Annotated in this window: 11 protein-coding genes and 2 pseudogenes; 4 read left to right on the top strand and 9 right to left on the bottom strand. The window is 70.0% G+C overall.

Annotated elements, in window-relative coordinates; genetic code table 11:
* Positions 1–398 precede the first annotated feature (398 nt).
* The 4 genes from PV396_RS23260 (at position 399) to PV396_RS23245 (ending at position 6791) form a co-directional block, all read left to right on the top strand.
* Positions 399–1436: a LacI family DNA-binding transcriptional regulator gene (locus PV396_RS23260; protein ID WP_319207520.1), complete on the top strand. Its 1038-nt coding sequence runs from the start codon at positions 399–401 to the stop codon at positions 1434–1436.
* Positions 1437–1668: 232 nt separating this feature from the next.
* Entirely contained in the window at positions 1669–3726 is a 2058-nt protein-coding gene (locus PV396_RS23255; RefSeq protein ID WP_319207518.1) for an RICIN domain-containing protein, read from the top strand.
* A 272-nt stretch (positions 3727–3998) separates the two neighbouring features.
* Complete coding sequence (locus PV396_RS23250) at positions 3999–6125, top strand: glycoside hydrolase family 2 protein (protein WP_319207516.1); 2127 nt, start codon at positions 3999–4001, stop codon at positions 6123–6125.
* A 189-nt stretch (positions 6126–6314) separates the two neighbouring features.
* Positions 6315–6791 carry a hypothetical protein gene (locus PV396_RS23245; protein WP_319207515.1) on the top strand — a complete coding sequence of 159 codons (477 nt, stop codon included), beginning with the start codon at positions 6315–6317 and terminating at the stop codon, positions 6789–6791.
* Between the two features lie 129 nt (positions 6792–6920).
* Here PV396_RS23245 and PV396_RS23240 read toward each other — a convergent pair whose 3' ends face one another.
* The 9 genes and pseudogenes from PV396_RS23240 to PV396_RS23200 form a co-directional block, all read right to left on the bottom strand.
* The gene (locus PV396_RS23240) at positions 6921–7523 is read right to left on the bottom strand and encodes a helix-turn-helix domain-containing protein (protein ID WP_319207513.1); all 603 of its coding nucleotides are present in this window, start codon (positions 7521–7523) and stop codon (positions 6921–6923) included.
* The gene (locus PV396_RS23235; protein ID WP_319207512.1) at positions 7520–7852 is read right to left on the bottom strand and encodes a non-heme iron oxygenase ferredoxin subunit; all 333 of its coding nucleotides are present in this window, start codon (positions 7850–7852) and stop codon (positions 7520–7522) included. The genes PV396_RS23240 and PV396_RS23235 overlap by 4 nt, the downstream gene beginning before the upstream one ends.
* 347 nt (positions 7853–8199) lie before the next feature.
* The gene (locus PV396_RS23230) at positions 8200–9183 is read right to left on the bottom strand and encodes a DNA polymerase thumb domain-containing protein (RefSeq protein WP_319207510.1); all 984 of its coding nucleotides are present in this window, start codon (positions 9181–9183) and stop codon (positions 8200–8202) included.
* A complete protein-coding gene (locus PV396_RS23225; RefSeq protein ID WP_319207508.1) occupies positions 9180–12644 on the bottom strand; it encodes a DNA polymerase III subunit alpha in 3465 nt (1154 codons plus the stop codon). Before PV396_RS23225 ends, PV396_RS23230 begins: the two co-directional genes overlap by 4 nt.
* A 591-nt stretch (positions 12645–13235) precedes the next feature.
* The gene (locus PV396_RS23220; protein WP_319207506.1) at positions 13236–14153 is read right to left on the bottom strand and encodes a slipin family protein; all 918 of its coding nucleotides are present in this window, start codon (positions 14151–14153) and stop codon (positions 13236–13238) included.
* A 218-nt stretch (positions 14154–14371) separates the two neighbouring features.
* The gene (locus tag PV396_RS23215) at positions 14372–15280 is read right to left on the bottom strand and encodes a S1 family peptidase (protein ID WP_319207505.1); all 909 of its coding nucleotides are present in this window, start codon (positions 15278–15280) and stop codon (positions 14372–14374) included.
* A 233-nt stretch (positions 15281–15513) separates the two neighbouring features.
* Positions 15514–16304: pseudogene (locus PV396_RS23210) on the bottom strand (DUF1684 domain-containing protein).
* Positions 16305–16471: 167 nt separating this feature from the next.
* Complete coding sequence (locus tag PV396_RS23205; protein ID WP_319207502.1) at positions 16472–17503, bottom strand: LLM class flavin-dependent oxidoreductase; 1032 nt, start codon at positions 17501–17503, stop codon at positions 16472–16474.
* Positions 17504–17555: 52 nt separating this feature from the next.
* Positions 17556–18160, bottom strand: a pseudogene (locus PV396_RS23200) (hypothetical protein); the annotation flags it as partial.

Below are 18160 nucleotides of genomic sequence, written 5' to 3'. Positions count from 1 at the left end.
CGAACAATCTCGACCGGCGGACGCCAGGAAGCGTGGACGCTCCACGTGCTCACTGTCAAGACGTGCGTTCAGCTGGACGCGACGTCCGGAACCGGCGAAACATCGCACCGCCGGCAGCCCGGACCAGGCTGACGGGGCCGCGCGCCACACCGCTTCACGCCGGGCAATCGCGGTCTGACCGGCACCGATACCTCGCCGCCATGGATTCTCGAGCCCGCTGGACGACCTCCTCCGCGCAGCCCACGCCCTCGGTGACCAGCCACAGCGGAAGACAGGGAACGTTACCCAAAACTCTTGACGAGCGGCCGGTCGGTGCGTAGACATTGACCGCGCGATCAGACCGCGTGGTCATATCGCTGACCTAGCTCGATGCAGGCACACGGTCGTTGGGAGGCTCCATGACAACAGGGGTGGAGCGCGGTGTGGGCTCCGCCGCGCCGCGCAGTGCGGACGTGGCCACGCTGGCCGGCGTCTCGCGCAAGACGGTCTCTCGGGTCCTCAACAACGAGCCGTACGTCTCCGACGAGGCCCGCCGACGGGTCCTCGCGGCCGCCGGGGAACTCGGCTACCGGCTGAACCAGGCTGCCAAGGCGCTGGCCTCCGGTCGCACCCGTTCCATCGGCGTGGTCGCGCTGGGAACCTCCGGGTACGGAACCGCCTCCCTGCTCGTGGGCATCGAGCAGGCCGTACGGGACGCCGGTTACGCGCTTCGCGTGGTCAACACACCCGACGGCACCCCGGAAAGCATCGCCGGCGCCGTGGAATCACTCCTCGAACAGGGGGTGGACGGAGTGGTCGTCTCCGAACCCATCGTCGAAGGGGAAGTACCGCTCGGGGTCGACGTGCCGGTCCTCTTCCTGGGAGCACCACCCGCCTTCGCTGCGGCCCGGACACTCACTGTCGGTGTGGGCGCCCATCAGCTGGCGCGAGCGGCCACCGAACACCTGCTGGACCTGGGGCATTCGACCGTCCATCACCTCGCCGGGCCGAGGCGGTGGTACGCCACCAAGGACCGTATCGAGGGGTGGCAGGCGGCGCTGGCGGCACAAGGCGCGCACGAACCCCCCGTGCTGAACGGTGACTGGTCGGCGGCCTCCGGATACGCGGCAGGCCGTGCGCTGGCCCCGGAGAGCTCGGTGACCGCAGTGTTCGCGGCGGGCGACGAGATGGCCATCGGCCTGATCCACGCCCTGCGCGAAGCCGGGCGCCGGGTACCGGAGGACGTCAGTGTCGTCGGTTTCGACGGCAACCCCGTCTTCGCCTATATCTCCCCTCCTCTCACCACCGTGCGTCAGCCCTTCGAGGCCGCGTCACGGGAAGGAATCCAGCTTCTCGTGCACGCCATCGAGGAGCCCGACACCGAACCGCCACCGGCGAGTCACCCCCCTGTCCAACTCATCGTCCGCGGCTCGACCGCGCCCCCGCCCTCGCTCTGACCGACCCCCACCACGCCACTGCTCCCGCACAGGCCCACCGGCCGGGGCCCCCGCCTCCGCGCCGTCCCCCGCTTGTCGCGTCGTGATCCCTGGGCTCGCGAGCCGCGCCCGGCAGTGGCGCCCGATCGTTCCGCGGGCCACGTGCCCAACGAATTCCGCCGCGTCACTCCGGATCCTTCCGGAGCGGCGGACACCGAAACACCCCTTCCCTTTTCCCGCTTGGGAGCCGCACATGTCCCCCGCACAGTCCGGCGCCAGACCCGGCGCCTCTCCACGTCCCCGTCCCACCTCTCTCCTGTTCCTCCTGCTCGCCCTCGCCCTGGCCGCGGCGACCCTGGTCCTGCCCGCCGCGGGCAGGGCGGACGCCCTCTCCCGCGCCGCCCAGACCCTGTACACGCCGCCGTCCGACGCGCCCGCCCCCGGCTCGCTCTACCCGCGAGCACTGCGTCTGCAGCACAACGGCTCGGCCAACGGCACCATCCTCGCCACCTTCGAGCAGTGGACCAACGGCACGCCCGTCTTCCCGATCTACCGCAGCACCGACAACGGCAACTCCTGGACGAAGATCTCCGACGTCGCCGACACCCAGAACGGCTGGGGGATGCGCTGGGAGCCCGAGCTGTTCGAACTGCCCACAGCGATGGGCGGTTTCCCGGCGGGGACCATCCTGGTCGCCGGCGACTCCGTCCCCGGCGACCGCTCCGCGACCAAGATCGACCTGTACGCCAGCACCGACCGCGGACTGACCTGGAGTTTCGTCAGCAACATCGCCACCGGTGGACGGGCGATATCCAGCAACGGCAACACCCCCGTGTGGGAGCCCTACTTCCTGGTCTCCGGCAACAAGCTGATCGCCTACTACTCCGACCAGCGCGACACCAGCCACGGCCAGGAGATCGTCCACCAGGTCACCACGGACCTGCGCAACTGGGGCCCGATCGTGGACGACGTGTCGAAGCCGAACTACGCGGACCGGCCCGGCATGCCCGTGGTCACCCGGCTGCCCAACGGCAACTACGTGATGACCCACGAGTACTGCGGTGCGCCCGAGGGCCGCTGCTCCGTCTACTACAAGATCGCCGCCGACCCGGAGGCGTTCGGCCCGGCCACCGACCAGCTGCTGCGGTCGACCGACGGCACCATCCCCAGCGGGGCGCCCTACGTCACCTGGCTGCCCACCGGCGGCCCCAACGGCACCCTCGCCGTCAGCGGCGACACTGAGGACGACCTGTTCCTCAACACCCAGAACGGTGACCCGAGCGCCTGGACCCGCATCCGCGCCAACGTCCCGCGCGGTTACAGCCGCGGCCTGCTGCCCCTGTCCGACGGACACAGCCTGATGGTGTTCACCGGGGGACGCAACCAAGGGAGCGTCCTCAACCCCATCCAGTACAGCACGATCGATCTGGGTGGTGGTATCTCGGACGGCGCCACCTACACCGCCTCCAACGCGGGCAGCAACCTGAACCTCACCATCACCGGCGGCACCACCACCAACGGCACCGCCGCCACCCAGCAGACCCCCACCACCTCCACCAACCAGCAGTGGCGCTTCGCAGCACAGCCCTCCGGGTTCTTCAAGATCTTCAACGCAGCCAGCGGCAAGGTCCTCGGCGTCCAGAACCAGTCCACCGCCGACGGCGCCGCCATCCTGCAGTGGGACGACAACGGCACCCTCGACCACGAATGGGCCGTCGCCCCCCACCCCGCCGGCGGCTACACCATCACCAACCGCATCACCGGCAAACTCCTCGAAATCCCCGGCGCCTCCACCACCGCAGGAACCCCCGCCGACCAGTGGACCACCAGCAACTGCGCCTGCCAGCGCTGGAACCTCACCCAGACCGCCCTGCCCCCACTCGGCACCGGACAATACGTCCTCGTCAACAAGAACAGCGGCAAATACATCGACATCCCCGCCGCCTCCACCACCACCAACACCGCAGCCCAGCAGTGGCACAACTCCGCCTGCCCCTGCCAGCTGTTCACCTTCCAGTCCACCGGCAACGGAGCCTGGACCATCAAGAACGCCAACAGCAACCTCAACCTGGACATCCGCAACTCCTCCACCACGCCAGGCGCCACCATCGTCCAGAACACCGCCTCCACCGCCGACTCCCAGAAATGGACCCTCACCGACGCGGGCGACGGCTACTACAAACTCCGCAACGTGAACAGCACCCTCTACGCCGGCGTCGCCCAGTCCTCCACCGCCGACGGCGCAGCCGTCGTCCAGTGGAACAACCTCACCGTCGACGACCAACTCTGGAAGATCGTCCGCATCAACTGACCCGACGAAAGAACGAGTGACTCGCACCCCCGGCCGGGCTCGCCGACCAGACCGACGAGCCCGGCCATCCCCGTTCCACACCGCTACCACCCTCCACAGCCGGCCGGCTGGACGCGAGGGGCCGCCGATGCACGTCTCCCGGTTGCCTCGCGCAGCCGGTCCCCCGGCCCGGATGCCGTCGGCCCACCGCGGTCGTCGGCCCACCGCGGTCGCCGGCATGCCGCGCCCCAGGAAGACCTTTCGATTCACCTTTTGAGGAAGTGAGTTCTGACATGACTGGTTCCCCTACTCGCCGGCACGTGCTGAGCGGGGCAGCCGCAGGAGTGCTGGCATCGCTGGCGGGGATTCCGCTTGCCGGTGCCGCGTCCGCCGCCACGACGTACACGGCGCCGAATCCGCGCGTCTGGATCCACATCAACGATGGGTGGCGATTCATCAGACAAGACGTCACAGGTGCGCAGGCGCCCGGATTCGATGACTCCGGATGGACACCGGTCAACACACCCCACACCTGGAACGCCGTCGACGGTGCCGACGGCGGCAACAACTACTACCGCGGCGTGGGCTGGTACCGCCGCCACTACACCGTGCCGCCCACCATGGCCGGCAAGAGGCTGTACCTGCAGTTCGCCGGGGTCAACCAGGTCGCCGACGTCTGGGTCAACGGCACCTATGTCGGGCAGCACAAAGGCGGATACGCCCGGTTCAGGTTCGACGTCACCGGTGTGCTCGTCGTGGGCGGGGACAACGTGATCGCGGTGAAGGTGACCAACGCCCGCGACACCGGCATCGCGCCGGTGAGCGCCGACTACACCTTCGAGGGCGGCATCTACCGCAATGTGAGCCTGTGGGCCATCGACAGCCTTCACGTGCGGATGACGGACTACGCGGGTCCCGGCGTCTATCTGCGGCAGAGCGACGTGAGCACGGCGTCGGCCACGGTGACCGTGACCACGAAGCTGTGGAACGACAGCAGCACCACCAGGTCGGTGGTGGTCCGCACCGTCATCGCCGACAGCGGCGGGAACGTCGTCGCGGACACCAGCAGCACCGCGCGCTCCCTTGCCGCGGCCACCGGCGCGGACATCAGTCAAACGGTCACTGTCAACAGCCCGCGTCTGTGGAACGGCGTGGCGGATCCGTACCTCTACAACGCCAGTGTGGAGATACACGACGTCACCGGGGGTGGGGACAGGATCGCGGACGTGGTGACCGAACGCCTGGGCCTTCGCTCCATCGCCGTCGACGCCGACACAGGCTTCCAGCTCAACGGCAGCCGCCTCCATCTGCACGGCGTCAACCTGCACCACGAGCGGGCCGTCAAGGGCTGGGCGATATCCGACGCCGACCACACGCAGGACTTCGACCTCATCCAGGAGGTCGGTGCCAACACCATCCGGATGGCGCACTACCAGCACGACCAGAAGGACTACAGCCTCGCTGACGAACGCGGGGTGATCGTGTGGGCGGAGATCCCGCTCGTCAACTCCGTCACCGACTCGGCCGCCTTCACTGCCAGCACCCAGAACCAGATGCGTGAGCTGATCCGGCAGAACTACAACCACCCGTCGATCGTCTTCTGGGGCATCGGCAACGAGCAGACCGACTACAACGGCGCCGCCACGAACACGCTGCTCCAGTCACTGGCCGACATCGTCGCGGCCGAGGACCCCGACCGGCTCTCCACCTACGCCGTGCGCAGCGAGGACCCCGACAACGCGCAGGCAGGGCTGCACACGCAGACGACCAGTTTCAACAAGTACCTCGGCTGGTACTACGGCTCCAAGGACGGTGAGCTCGGCGCCTGGGCCGACAACCTGCACACCACCTCCCCGACCCGCAAGATCGCCATCTCGGAGTACGGCGCCGGCGCCAACACCACCCAGCACGCCCTCAACCCGCCGAAGCCCTCGCCGGGTGGCTCCTGGCACCCCGAGGAGTACCAGTCGCTGTTCCACGAAGCGGCCTGGAAGCAGCTCGCCGCCCGCCCGTACATCTGGGGCACGTTCGTCTGGGCCATGTTCGACTTCGCCTCCGACGGCCGGAACGAAGGAAGCCAGCCCGGCATCAACGACAAGGGCCTGGTCACCCACGACCGGCAGATCCGCAAGGACGCCTTCTACTGGTACAAGGCCAACTGGGCGACCACTCCCACGCTTTACATCACCAGCCGCCGCTGGACCCAGCGCACCGACGCCGCCACCGAACTGAAGGTCTATTCCAACGCGAGTCAGGTCGGCGCCACCCTCAACGGCACGTCCCTGGGAACCCTGAGCAGCAACGACCACATCTTCAGGTGGGCCAACGTCACACTGAGGCCCGGGCAGAACACCGTGACCGTCACCGCGACCATCAACGGCTCCACCTACACCGACAGCGTCGCCTGGACTCTCGGCTGACCACCCCGACAACCTCGGTGACACCTGTTGTTCGCTCACCGCTCCGCGCCCTGATCATCCAGACCTGGGCGCGGCCGTGGCGTTACCGCGCGGGTCGGCCGCAGGTGGTGGGTCTTAGTTCAATCTTCCGAGGTGTATTGGGACAAGAGACCGATTCCCGCCGGTCCGGGCGACCCTAGTGTGAGTCGCATGAGCGATGCAGCGCCCAAGACTTCTCACGAGCGCGCGATGGACGTTGTCCGGGGCTACACGGACCGCGACGCCGTCGCGGTCGAAGAGGCGCTGTCCGGGCTGGACGCGAGCAGCTGGACAGAGGTGTACGCCTTTCTGAGTGGGCTGTTGCACTCCACCGTCAGCATCATGGAGTTGAGCGGCAAGCGGTGGCAGGTGGGCGAACTGGTTCGGCACACCGAGGAGGTCGCGGCCGTAGCCCCGCCCCATCACGAGTTCGCCGTTGTCGAGGCAACGCGGGCATGGGCCCGGGGGGACGAGTCGGCCATGCACGCGTTGTCGTGCCAGGACCTCCCAGGGGCCGTGCACATGACGGCCGTGGGTGTCGTCGTTCTGGGCCTGGCTCTGTGGGGCAGGCCCGGGTTCCTCGCTGTTCTCGAGGAGTTCCAGGTGACGGCCGACGCCCTCGCGAATGATCGATTTTCCGGCGGCTGACCGGTCGAACCGGTCTAGTTGTCCAGGGTCGCCGCGGTGGCCCCCGACCAATTGGAATCAGCTCTCGTCCGCCTCGGTCTGCTCGGCCTCATACCCCCAGGCGCAAAGAAGAAGCCGTACGTCTCATGGTCACCCTGCATCCGTTCCCGTCACCCCCCGCACCAGGTCCACCCAGGTGGCCTGCAGCCGAGCGGCGGCGACCTGGCACTCGTCGCGCAGGTAATCCATGGTCTCGAAGTTCGTCCAGGCGAGCAGGGCGTGGGCGAGCATGTCGTGATCGCCCGCTGCTCCCGCTTCCCGCAAGAGGGAGACGACGTGGTCGTGGAAGGCCCCGCCGACGTTCGAACCATGGCGCCGTTCAAGGGGAACCTGGCGTGCCAGAGCGGCACCCAGGTCCGCCTCGTCGGTGATGCGCGCGATCAAGGCGCAACCGAACGCCGCCAGCCGCTCACTCGCCGGTGCTCCCGGCCCCAACGGCGGCGGCCCCGAGGTGTACACCTCGTGGAATTCGGCCTCCGCGTCATCCAGCAGAGCCAGCAGGAGCCCGGTGCGATCGCCGAACCGGCGAAAGAGCGTGCCCTTGCCCACCCCGGCCGCCTGCGCGACCTCGTGCATCGTCACATGCTCCGCTCCCCGTTCGGCAACCAGCTCCGCGGCTGCCTCCAGCAGCCGGGCACGGTTGCGGGCGGCATCGGCCCGCTCCCCGGCGGCATCGTCCGACGCCTGCCTCACCGTTCACCCCGCGGTGCCACAAGCGCGTACACGCATCCGTCTTCGACTCGCACCGGGTACACAGGCACGGGACGTGTCGCCGGCGGGTCGAGGGGCTGTCCGGTGCGCAGGTCGAACCGGGAAGCATGCAGCCAGCACTCGACCGTGCACCCGTCCACCTCCCCCTCGGACAGCGAGACGGCACTGTGGGAGCACACATCGTGGATCGCGAACACCTGCTTCTCGGCCAGGACGAGGGAGACGGGAACGCTCTCCACCTCGAACCGTCGGGGCACGCCCTCCTCCAACACGTCGAACTTGCAAATGTACGTGTAGCCGCTGCTGGACATCGCTCTCCTCGGGTGCGCCCACGACACCTGGACCGGATATCAGCTCCCCGGGGCGCGTCGGGCCCGCCGCGCCGACCAGGAGCGTCACGGGTGTGTCGTGGCTGATCGCCAACGCTATCGACGGAGCTCGCGACCGGGACCCGACCCGAGCCCGAACCGAACTCAGCACATGGACCTAGGTTTTCGAGGGATGCTCTCTCCCCAAAGGTCCGCAGACGGCCAGGTCCGCAGAGCCAGGCCATGTCCGACTCCGCGACCCACCGGACGCGGCCCGAGCCCGGGTCGTGCGAACCGCCCGACGGCGATATCGCCGCCTACGTCTCACCAGATACGGGCGGTTCGCGGGGCTAGCGGTCAGCCAGAGTGGCTGGACGTACGGCCTCCGCCCCGAAGCGTCGACGGGCACGGTCGGCGGCGGCTTCGGCTGCGCGGGCACGAGCGTCACCGGGATCCAGAGAGAGCTGGCGGTAGGCGTTGCCGGCCGGCAGCAGGTCGTCGGCGCGGATCGCGAAGGCGCGGACCCTCGCTCGCTGCAGCCCGAGGCCGGCCAGCAGGCCCAGGGCAGCTGCCGCGAGGTGGGGTGAGTGACTGGTCGGCTCCGGCAGGGTGCGCGTACGTGTGGTGGAGCTCCGGTCGGCGTATCGCACGGTGAGGGTGAGTCGGCCGGCGATCCGGCTTTCGCCGCGGAGGCGTTGGCCGATCCGGTCCGCGAGTCCCAGGACGGCTCGGTGATGCTGCACCGGGTCGAGGCAGTCCCGTTCCAGCACGAGGTCGGCCACCAGATGCCCTGCCGGTTCCGACGGGACGACCGGGCGGGGATCGTGACCGCGGGCACGCTCGGCCAGCAGCCGGGCAGGGCCTGCGCCGAAAAGTCGCTGCAGGGTCCCCGCGGGCAGGTCGATGAGCTGCCCGATGGTGTGCAGCCCATACCTGTTGAGCGTCTCCGTCGTGGCACGGCCGATCCCGGGCAGCGCGGTGACCGGCCGCGGATACAGCCAGTCGGCCACTTGCCCGGCGGGGACCCAGGTGGTGTCACCCGGCGCGGACGCGTCGGCCGCCATCGCCGCCAGCATGCGGTTGCCCGCAAGGCCTGCACTGCTGTCGATGCCGTACAGGCCCTTCAAGCGGAGCTTCGCCAGCTGGACGACGTCATAGGGGGACAGGTCGAAGTATCTCAGCGCCGACGTCAGATCGAGCTGGACGGCGTTGGGCGGGACGGCCTGGACGTGAGGCGTTATGCCACACATCAGTTCGATTATGTCTCCGTACTGATCCCCGGTCAGCGAGGCGTGCAGGTGGAGGTGGGCGATGTGCCGCTGCCGAATGCTCATCCCGCACTCCCCGGACTGGTGTGGCCGAACTTCTTCAGGTCGGCCGAGCGGGTCCCGGCGGGCTGGAGGTCGGCGTACGGATGCAGCCGGGCACCGGTGGTGCCGTTGGCCAGGGTCCGCCGCGGCTGGGCGGGGGTCGGGGCCGGACGGTCGGTGCCGAGGAGGGCGAGCGCGGCCTCGGGCCCGTTGTCGCGGCGGGCGGCGGCGATCTCGTCCAGGTCCCAGGCCATGGAACCGACGACGGTACGCCGGGTGCCGCGCACCTGGACCGTGCCGCGCACCAGCAGCAGCCCGCTGTGGAAGACGGTGTACGCGCACGCCGGATGCGAATCCTCGAAGAAGGCCAGGTCGACCAGGCCGGAGCCGTCCTCCAGCGTCACGAAGATGACCCGCCTGCCGCTGGCGATCGGCGGGGTCTGCGTGGAGGCCCGTACACCGGCGACCAGGACCTGCTGACCGGCCCGCAGCCCGGCCAGATGCGCCGCGTCGGTCGCGCCGATCTCGCGCAGCAGCCGGTGGTGGTGCTCCATCAGATGCCTGGAGACGTCGATGCCGAGGGTGTTCAGTTCGGCGCTGAGGGCCTCGCGGCCGGTCATCTCCGGCAGACCGCTCGGCTCCGCACCGCCGACGGCGCCCGCGTCGATGGGCAGTTGACCGTTGCCTGCCGACCGGGTGCGGGAGGCCCGATGGAGTTCGGCGATCTGGAGCAACAGGTCGCGCCGGGTGAGACGCCCGTCGTGCAGACAGCCCAGGGCGCCGATCTCCGCGAGGCGTTCGGCGACCGGACGGCTGGGGCGGCCCCGCTGCCAGAAGTCCGACAGCGATCCGTACGGCTGCCCCTCCTCGATCCGGGCGCATTCCTCCGCGCCGATGCCGTGCACCGCCGACAGGGCGAGCCGCACACCCCACTGCTCTCCGCCGGCTCTCTCCACGGTGTGCTTCACCTTGGAGTGGTTGATGTCGACGGGCAGGATCGGCACACCGCGCCGACGGGCGTCGGAGACCAGGACCCGCTTGGGCCACATCCCGGGGTCGTGTTCGAGCAGGCCGGCCAGCAGATACGCCGGATGGTGCGCCTTGAGCCAGGCGCTCTGCAGGGCCGGTACGGCGAAGGCGACCGCGTGGGCCCGGCAGAAGCCGTACGCGCCGAAGGCCTCGACGGTCCTCCAGACCTCGTCCCGGACGGCCGCGCTGTAGCCACGCGCGCGTGCCAGGCCGTGGAACCAGTCCCTGATCGCGGGCAGCCGGTTCTTGTCGCCGAGCGCCCGCCGCGCGATCTCCGCGAGGGCCAGGTCACAGCCGGTCATCACATGCAGCGTCTCGATGATCTGCTCGTGCCAGATGGTCACGCCGTAGGTGTCGGCGAGCACCGGTTCCAGGTCCGGGTGGGCGTACGCCGGTGTGCCGCCGTGCCGGGCGGCGATGTACCGCTCGGGCATGCCGCCGGCGACCGGCCCCGGGCGGAAGAGGCTGATGTCGGCGATGACGTCCTGCTGGTCGCGGGGCTGGAGCCGGGAGAGCAGGTCCTGCTGGCCGGGCGACTCGAGCTGGAACAGGCCCAGGGTCTGGCTCTCCTGGATGAGCTTGAAGGCGAAGACGTCGTCGAGCGGCACCTGCTTCGGGTCGTCGAGGTCGATGTGGTTGCCGGTGGTGCGTTCGATCTCGGCGACGGCGTGGGCCATCGCGGACTGCATCCGCACGCCCAGGACGTCGAGTTTGATGTTGCCGAGCGCCTCGATCTCCTCCTTCGCCGCCATGGCCATGGGGTAGTCGCCCTGCGGGGTGGGCTGCACCGGCAGCCGGTCCAGGAGGGTCGCGTCGCTGATGACCACACCGCAGGGGTGCATGGCCATGCCGTGGACCAGCGAGTCGAGCCCTTCGGCCAGCTCCCACAGCGGTCCGTACCGGTCCATCTCACCCGCCAGTTTCCGCAGTTCGGGCAGCTCGGCGAGGGCGCCGGTGATGTCGGAGGCCCGCAGGTGCGGGAAGCTCTTGGCGATCCGGTCGACCTCGGCCGGGGCGATCCCCAGCGCGAGACCGGTGTCCCGCAGCGCCCGGCGCGCCCGGTAGGTCTCGGGCATCGCGGTGACCGCGACCCGTTCCTTGCCGAACCGGTCGAAGATCGTGTCGTAGCACTCCAGGCGGCGGGCGGACTCCACGTCGATGTCGATGTCGGGCAGGCTCCTGCGCCGCTCGCTGAGGAAACGTTCGAACAGCAGCCGGTGTTCGAGCGGGTTGGCCGTGGCGATGCCCAGCGCGTGGCAGACCAGCGAGCCGGCGCCCGACCCCCGGGCCGCGACCCGGATGCCCTTGGCCCGGATGTCGGTCACGACCTGGCCGACGGCGAGGAAGTACGAGGCGTAGTCCAGCGTGGAGATCACCTCGAGCTCCGCCTCCAGCCGGTCGAGCGCCGCCCGGTCGCGGTCGAGGCCACGCCGGACCAGTCCCTCCTCGCACTGCCGGCGCAACAACTGCGCGGCTCCGTCCCCTCGAGCTGCTCGGGGCTCGGCGCCGAAGAGCGACGGTTCCGGGAAGTGCCGGGCACCGAGCCCGAGGTCCGCCACCGGGTCGACGAGACACGCGGCCGCCGTGTCGACGGTGTCCGCCATCAGACGGCGGGCCCTTGGTACGTCCGCTCCGGCGCATTGGGCGACCATCCGCGCGACGGTCTCCATCCCCCTCCCGTCCTTGAGCCACCGCTGTCCGCCGTCCAGCCGGCGCCGGTCGATGGGCCGCAGCAGACGTGCGGCGTCCAGGACATCCGCGAGCCGGTGCTGTTCGGGGTCGGCGTAGCGGACCGCGTTGGAGAGGACGGCGGTGGTACGGGTGCGGTCGGCCAGGGCGAGGGTACGGGCGGCCAGGCGCAGGGATCCCGGACCTGTGCCGAAACGTTTCTGCGCAACGACTTCCAACCTGACCCCGTTCCTGAAGATCTCCGTCCAGGGCGCCAGCAACCTCATCGCGACGTCCTCCCGGCCCACCGCCAGCGCCCGCACCGGTTCCGAGAGCGGCCCGAGCAGCACGGTCAGGCCGGGGCCGCCGTACTCACGCAGCGCCTCCCACGGCACCACCACCGGGGCCGCGCCGGACGCCGTACCGACATACGCGGCCGAGGTGATCCGGCACAGCCGTGCCCAGCCGGCCCGGTCCCGCGCGAGCAGCGTGAACCGCAGCGGCGGCTCGACCACATGGGCGCCGCCACGCGCCGGGGTACGACGCCGCGCCTCCGGAGGCGGGGGCGCGAGGGCGGCCACCGCCAGGTCGACGCCGAAGACCGGCCGCACCCCTTCCTTCGCACAGGCGTGGGCGAACCGTACGGCACCGGTGACCGTGTCCCGGTCGGTGAGGGCCAGCGTCCCCATACCGCGCTCGGCGGCCCGCCGGGCCAACTGCTCGGGGTGGGCGGCGCCATACCGGGCGGAGTAACCGGACGCGACGTGCAGATGGGCGAAGCCCGTCATGCCGCACCTCCATCACTCCACCCCTTTTCGGCCACGCAATCGATCATCAGTTCGATGATCGACCGACAGCTGATTCGCACTTCCGTTCGATTGATTCATTCACTCTAGCCCCATCGGCCCCGGTCAGCGACCTGATCAAGGACGCCCGACGGCGTTCGAAGACCACGGCCACCGCCTGGACACCCTCACCGGACGGCGAAATCCCGCCCCCGGCGTGTCGCCGCCGCCGTAACGCACGGCCGCGTCCAAACCGGTGACCGATAACCCACCGACGCCTGGGGCCGAGCCCGCCGCATTTCCAGCCCGGCCCGCCCCTTCAGCCCGTCCGGCGTTTGAGGACGAGGCCCCTTAGGGCCGAAAGCGGGGGTCTGGGGGCGGCAGCCCCCAGGGATGGGACGGGTAGGGGCGGCGGGGGCGAGAACCAGACGGTCAGACGGCCTCAGCCGCCACCACAGCCCCCAGCAAGAACACCGACACCGACCGTGTCGGAGTACAACTGGGTCGTGGATCCGCTAGGGCGCACGCCTGACCGCCGACGGCCCGGCAACACCGACGATCCCCGAGAGCTACCGCAGCCGAGACCGACCCGGCTCAGGTAGACGACGTCGGTTGCGTACTCTCCGGCTGCGACGGCCCCGCCGAGGGCACGACAGACGGCGCGACCGGAGACGCAACGGCCTGCCCGACCGGAGACGCAACCGGCGGCGCAACCGACTGCCCGGCCACCTGCCCGGCCACCTGCGGAGCAACCTGCTGGGCCCGTTCCAGGAAGCGGAGGAGTTCCACCGGGAAGGGCAGAACGAGCGTCGAGTTCTTCTCGGCCGCGACCGCCACCACCGTCTGGAGCAGCCGGAGCTGGAGTGCGGCGGGCTGCTCGGACATCACACCGGCGGCCTCCGCCAGCTTCTTCGAGGCCTGCAGCTCGGCGTCCGCGTTGATGACCCGCGCCCGCCGCTCCCGGTCGGCCTCGGCCTGCCGGGCCATCGAACGCTTCATCGTCTCCGGCAAGGACACGTCCTTGATCTCGACCCGGTCGATCTGCACGCCCCACCCCATGGCAGGACTGTCGATCATCAGCTCCAGGCCCTGGTTGAGCTTCTCCCGGTTGGACAACAGGTCGTCCAGGTCGCTCTTGCCGATGATCGACCGCAGCGAGGTCTGCGCCATCTGCGAGACCGCGAACCGGTAGTCCTCCACCTGGACGACCGCCTCGGCCGCGTCGACGACCTTGAAGTAGACGACCGCGTCCACGCGCACGGTCACGTTGTCCCGCGTGATGCCCTCCTGCGCGGGCACCGGCATCGTCACGATCTGCATATTGACTTTGCGGATCTTGTCCACGAACGGCACGATCACGGTGAACCCGGGCCCGCGCACACTCGACGTGAGCCGTCCGAGCCGGAACACCACACCCCGCTCGTACTGTTTGACGACCCGCGCCGCAGCCGCGACGTACAGCACTCCGGCGGACGCGACAGCGACAGACGCCGTCACCAGTTCCTCGACCATGCCGGCCCCCAGGGTCCGAAGTGGGCGTACGCAGGGGAGACTTCCTGTACTTCGAAGGTAACTCCGGCAGGCGGACAAGGGCGAGCCCCCGCACACGAGTCGCGTGCGGGGGCTCGCCTGTCGCTCTCCTGCTGCTGCCGGCTGCAGGTCAGGCCGTACGGAAACCGGTGGTGCCATGTGCCGTGGTGCCGTGTGCCGTGGAGCGGATGCCCTAGGAACTAGAAGACGTTGACGCCGTAGGCGCTCAGGGCCTCCGTGACGGGCTGGAAGAAGGTCGTACCACCGGAGGAGCAGTTGCCACTGCCACCCGAGGTCAGACCGTAGGCGATGCCGCTGTTGGAGTAGAGCGGGCCGCCGGAGTCGCCGGGCTCGGCGCAGACCGTGGTCTGGATCATGCCGTAGACGACATCGCCGCCGCCGTAGTTGACGGTCGTGTTCAGCGCGGTGACCCGGCCGCTGTGGATGCCGGTGGTGGAACCGCGACGGTAGACCGTCGTGTTCACGGACGGAGTGGCGGCGCTGGTGATGTCGACGCTGCCGACGGTGCCCGAGATCGAGCTCGTGGGGTAGCTGCTCGCGTACTTGACGATGCCGTAGTCGTTCGTCGGGAAGCTGGAGCCCGAGGTCGCGCCGAGCAGCGTCGTACGAGCGGAGTTGGACCACCAGTTGCCCGCGCCGTCGGTGCAGTGACCGGCGGTCAGGAAGTAGTAGGTGTTCCCGCTGCGGACGTTGAAGCCCAGGGAGCAACGCCAGCTACTCGCATAGATCGCGTCGCCGCCGGAGATCAGCTTGGTGAACTTGCCCGGCGTCTTCTTGATGGTGATGGCGTCGGCGGTGCTGCCCGCCTGGCGCTTGATCTCCGCGATCTCCGCCTGGGAGACCGTGCTGTCGACGGTGACGACGACGCGGTTCGTCTTCGCGTCGACGGCCCAGGCGGTGCCCGGGATGTCGGCCTTGAGTACCGAGCTGCTCGTTTTGGCGAGCTGGGCGGTACTGAAGGTGGTGACGTCGGCGGCGGTCGCGTTGGGGATCGCGATCGCGGCCGCGGCCACGAGTCCGGTGCTGACGGCGATCAGCCGGGTCCGTCTCGTGATGCCACTGCGGGGGGTAGTGCGCTTGATCCTCACTTGTCGTTCCTCCACATGGGAAGTCGGGGGCCCGCGTGGGGTCGGGGCCCGTGAGGCGCAGTCGGGGACCGTTCCGTCCGGATTCCGGACATGCTGTGACCCTGACAAGCGCTGGGTGGGAGTATTCGGCCGTTCGACCGGTCGACGCAAGGGCGCCTTTCGGCCTCGGACAGCTCAACCCCCGCACGGCCCACAGGGATTGATCAAGGAACTCGGTGGTCCAGGGCCTGACGTCAGGCCCTGGCGGAGATCACGCTCCCCGCGGCAATCGCGACGCCCAGCGTATTGCCGGGCGACGGAAAGGGCAGCCGAAATGGTCGGCGAACGCGCCTGTCGGAAGCAGGGACCGGTTGAAGTCCCCCGTTGTGCGCCCCTCGGCGTCCGGGGCCGCGGGGCGCGGGAAGTGGAAGCGGTAACTGCCTTCGCCGCTGGTCGAGTCGGCGAAGACGGCCCACAGACTGCCGTCCTCCTCGACCGTCGCACGCAGCGTCAGCTCCTGCCCGTCGAGCGAGAACGTCAGTTCACCGTCGAGCCCGAGCCCGCGCTCCCGCCCGTCCGCGTTCGCGACGCGCACGCTGCGCACCCTGTCGTACGGCGTGAACCGGCCGGGTATCGACCAGTGCCCGTCGTACGGGGTGACCGCGTCGCCCTTGAACGCCGTGCGCGTCTCGGCGGCGGGGTCGAAGTCGCGCACACCCCAGCTACCCTCGCGCACCAGTACGACCAGGTGACGCTCACCGAGGCCGACCCGCGCCGCGCCCGCCGGACCGTGGTCGGCGGTCAGCCCGACCTTCCCGGCGAAGGGCTCACCGTCGAGCGTCAGCCCGTCCGTGACCCCGGCGTCCAGGAGGAGTCGGTCGCCGTCGGCCGTCCAGCGGCCGGGGATGGCCGGAAGCCGACCGTCCGGAAAGTCCTCGATCCAGTGCGTACCGACGAGTGAGAGGAGCCCGTAGGGCGCCGACACCTTCTCGATGCACCGTTCGTGTAACCGCTGCCACGCCTCGGACACGTCGTCCGCCGTCATGAACTCACTCCAGCCACTCCCTGGAAACACGCCCAGGCCACGCGTTCTGTGCGCGGCCCGTACACAACCTGCGTACACAACCTGTATGTCATCAATACGAGGGTGGCGCTCAGTCAGCCCGTCCATACGGGTTCGCCGGAGTTCACCGCTCCCCGGCGACCGTACGGTCAGGCCGCTCCCCCGGCGGACCCGACCGACCCGGTGTACTGCCTGGCGGGCCGGGCCAGCCCCAGGTGCTCCCTGAGGGTGCGGCCCGGGTAGAAGGTGCGGAACAGACACCGGTGCTGGAGCAGCGCCACCGTTCCGTTGACGAGCCGCTCCAGGTCGCGGCGTGGCTCGGCGGGGACGAGATGGAAGCCGTCGACCGCCCCCGAGGTGTGCCAGGCGGTGATCAGCTCGGCGAGGTCGACGGGCCCGCCCCGGTACAGCGGGCCGTGCGCGCTCGGCCGGGGACCGCCGCCCCCGTGCCCCGGCTCGGCCGCGTACTCGCCGCCGCCGAGGTCGACGACGAGGCTCGCGAGGACCCGCAGCCCGTCCGGATCACGCCCCAGATCCTTTGCGGCAACGCGCAGTTCGTCCCGTACGGCACCCGCCTGCGCGACACTCGCCGCCCGGACGAGTGCCACGTCGGCATACCGGGCGGCGGTCTGCCGGGCCTGGACCCCGGTCGCGTCGACGACACGGACAGGGTGGCCCTGGGGCAGGCGCGCGCCGATGTGACGCGGCGCGTCCCGGTCGCCGAAGCCGCCGGGCACCACCTCCCCCATCTCGTCACCGTCCTCCGGGTCGTCCCACAACCGGGCTGCCGCGTCGGCGACTTCACCGGCCTCACGCCACAACTCGTCGCCGGGTACGGCCCGGCGACGGCCGGAGAGTCCGGCCTCGGCCCCGGTCGCCGACACGTCGAGCTGCCAGCCGGCCCGACCCCCGCTGACCCGGTCGAGGTTCGCCACCGCCGCCCGGACGTGCCGGGCCTCGGTGCGGGTGGCGCTCACGGTGGGCACCAGACCGATCCGCGTGGTGGCGGGCGCGACCCGGGCGAGAACGCCGAGCGCGTCCGGTCCGAACGTCACGAAGTCGAGCCCACCGCTCTCGGCGAGCCGCGCCGACTCGACACACAAGTCGGCGTCGAACAGCTCCTGTTGATCAGCTGCGGCCACGGCCAGATGCAGCAGCCCCCGACCGTGCGTTGAGGTCATGAGGATGAACCTTTCGTCGGTGCGTCAAAGCACCCGAGCAACAAGGAAGGCATCATGCGGCGGCGCCACGACCAGGAACCGACCCGCCGCCCGCCCCGACATCACGCCGCCCAGCCCCTGACTCGGCGACCTCACCAACGGACACGGCAGAGCGCTCTACGCCCGGCTCGACAACGCGCCCGCCATCACCCCCGGCGTCCGTCTCCGCATCGCGCCCGGCAGCACGCCCACCAGCCGGTTCGACAGCGCGCCCGGCGACCCGCTCGACGGCTGATTCAGCAACGCGCCCAGCGACCCGCTCGACGGTCGGCTCTACAGCACGCCCGCCAGCCGGCTCGGCAACGCGCTCGGCAGCCAGTTCGACAGCGCGCCCGGCGACCCGCTCGGCGCCTGGTTCGGCAACGCGCCCGGCGACCCGCTCGACGGCTGATTCGGCAACGCGCCCGGCGACCCGCTCGACGGTCGGCTCTACAGCACGCCCGCCAGCCGGCTCGGCAACGCGCTCGGCAGCCAGTTCGACAGCGCGCCCGGCGACCCGCTCGACGGCTGATTCGGCAACGCGCCCGGCGACCCGCTCGACGGCTGATTCAGCAACGCGCCCAGCGACCCGCTCGACGGTCGGCTCTACAGCACGCCCGCCAGCCGGCTCGGCAACGC

Origin of the sequence: Streptomyces sp. ME02-8801-2C, from assembly GCF_033793965.1 — a bacterium.
Lineage (GTDB): Bacteria > Actinomycetota > Actinomycetes > Streptomycetales > Streptomycetaceae > Streptomyces.
The sequence above is the reverse complement of the archived record's forward strand: the minus strand, read 5'-3'. Positions and strand labels throughout refer to the sequence as shown.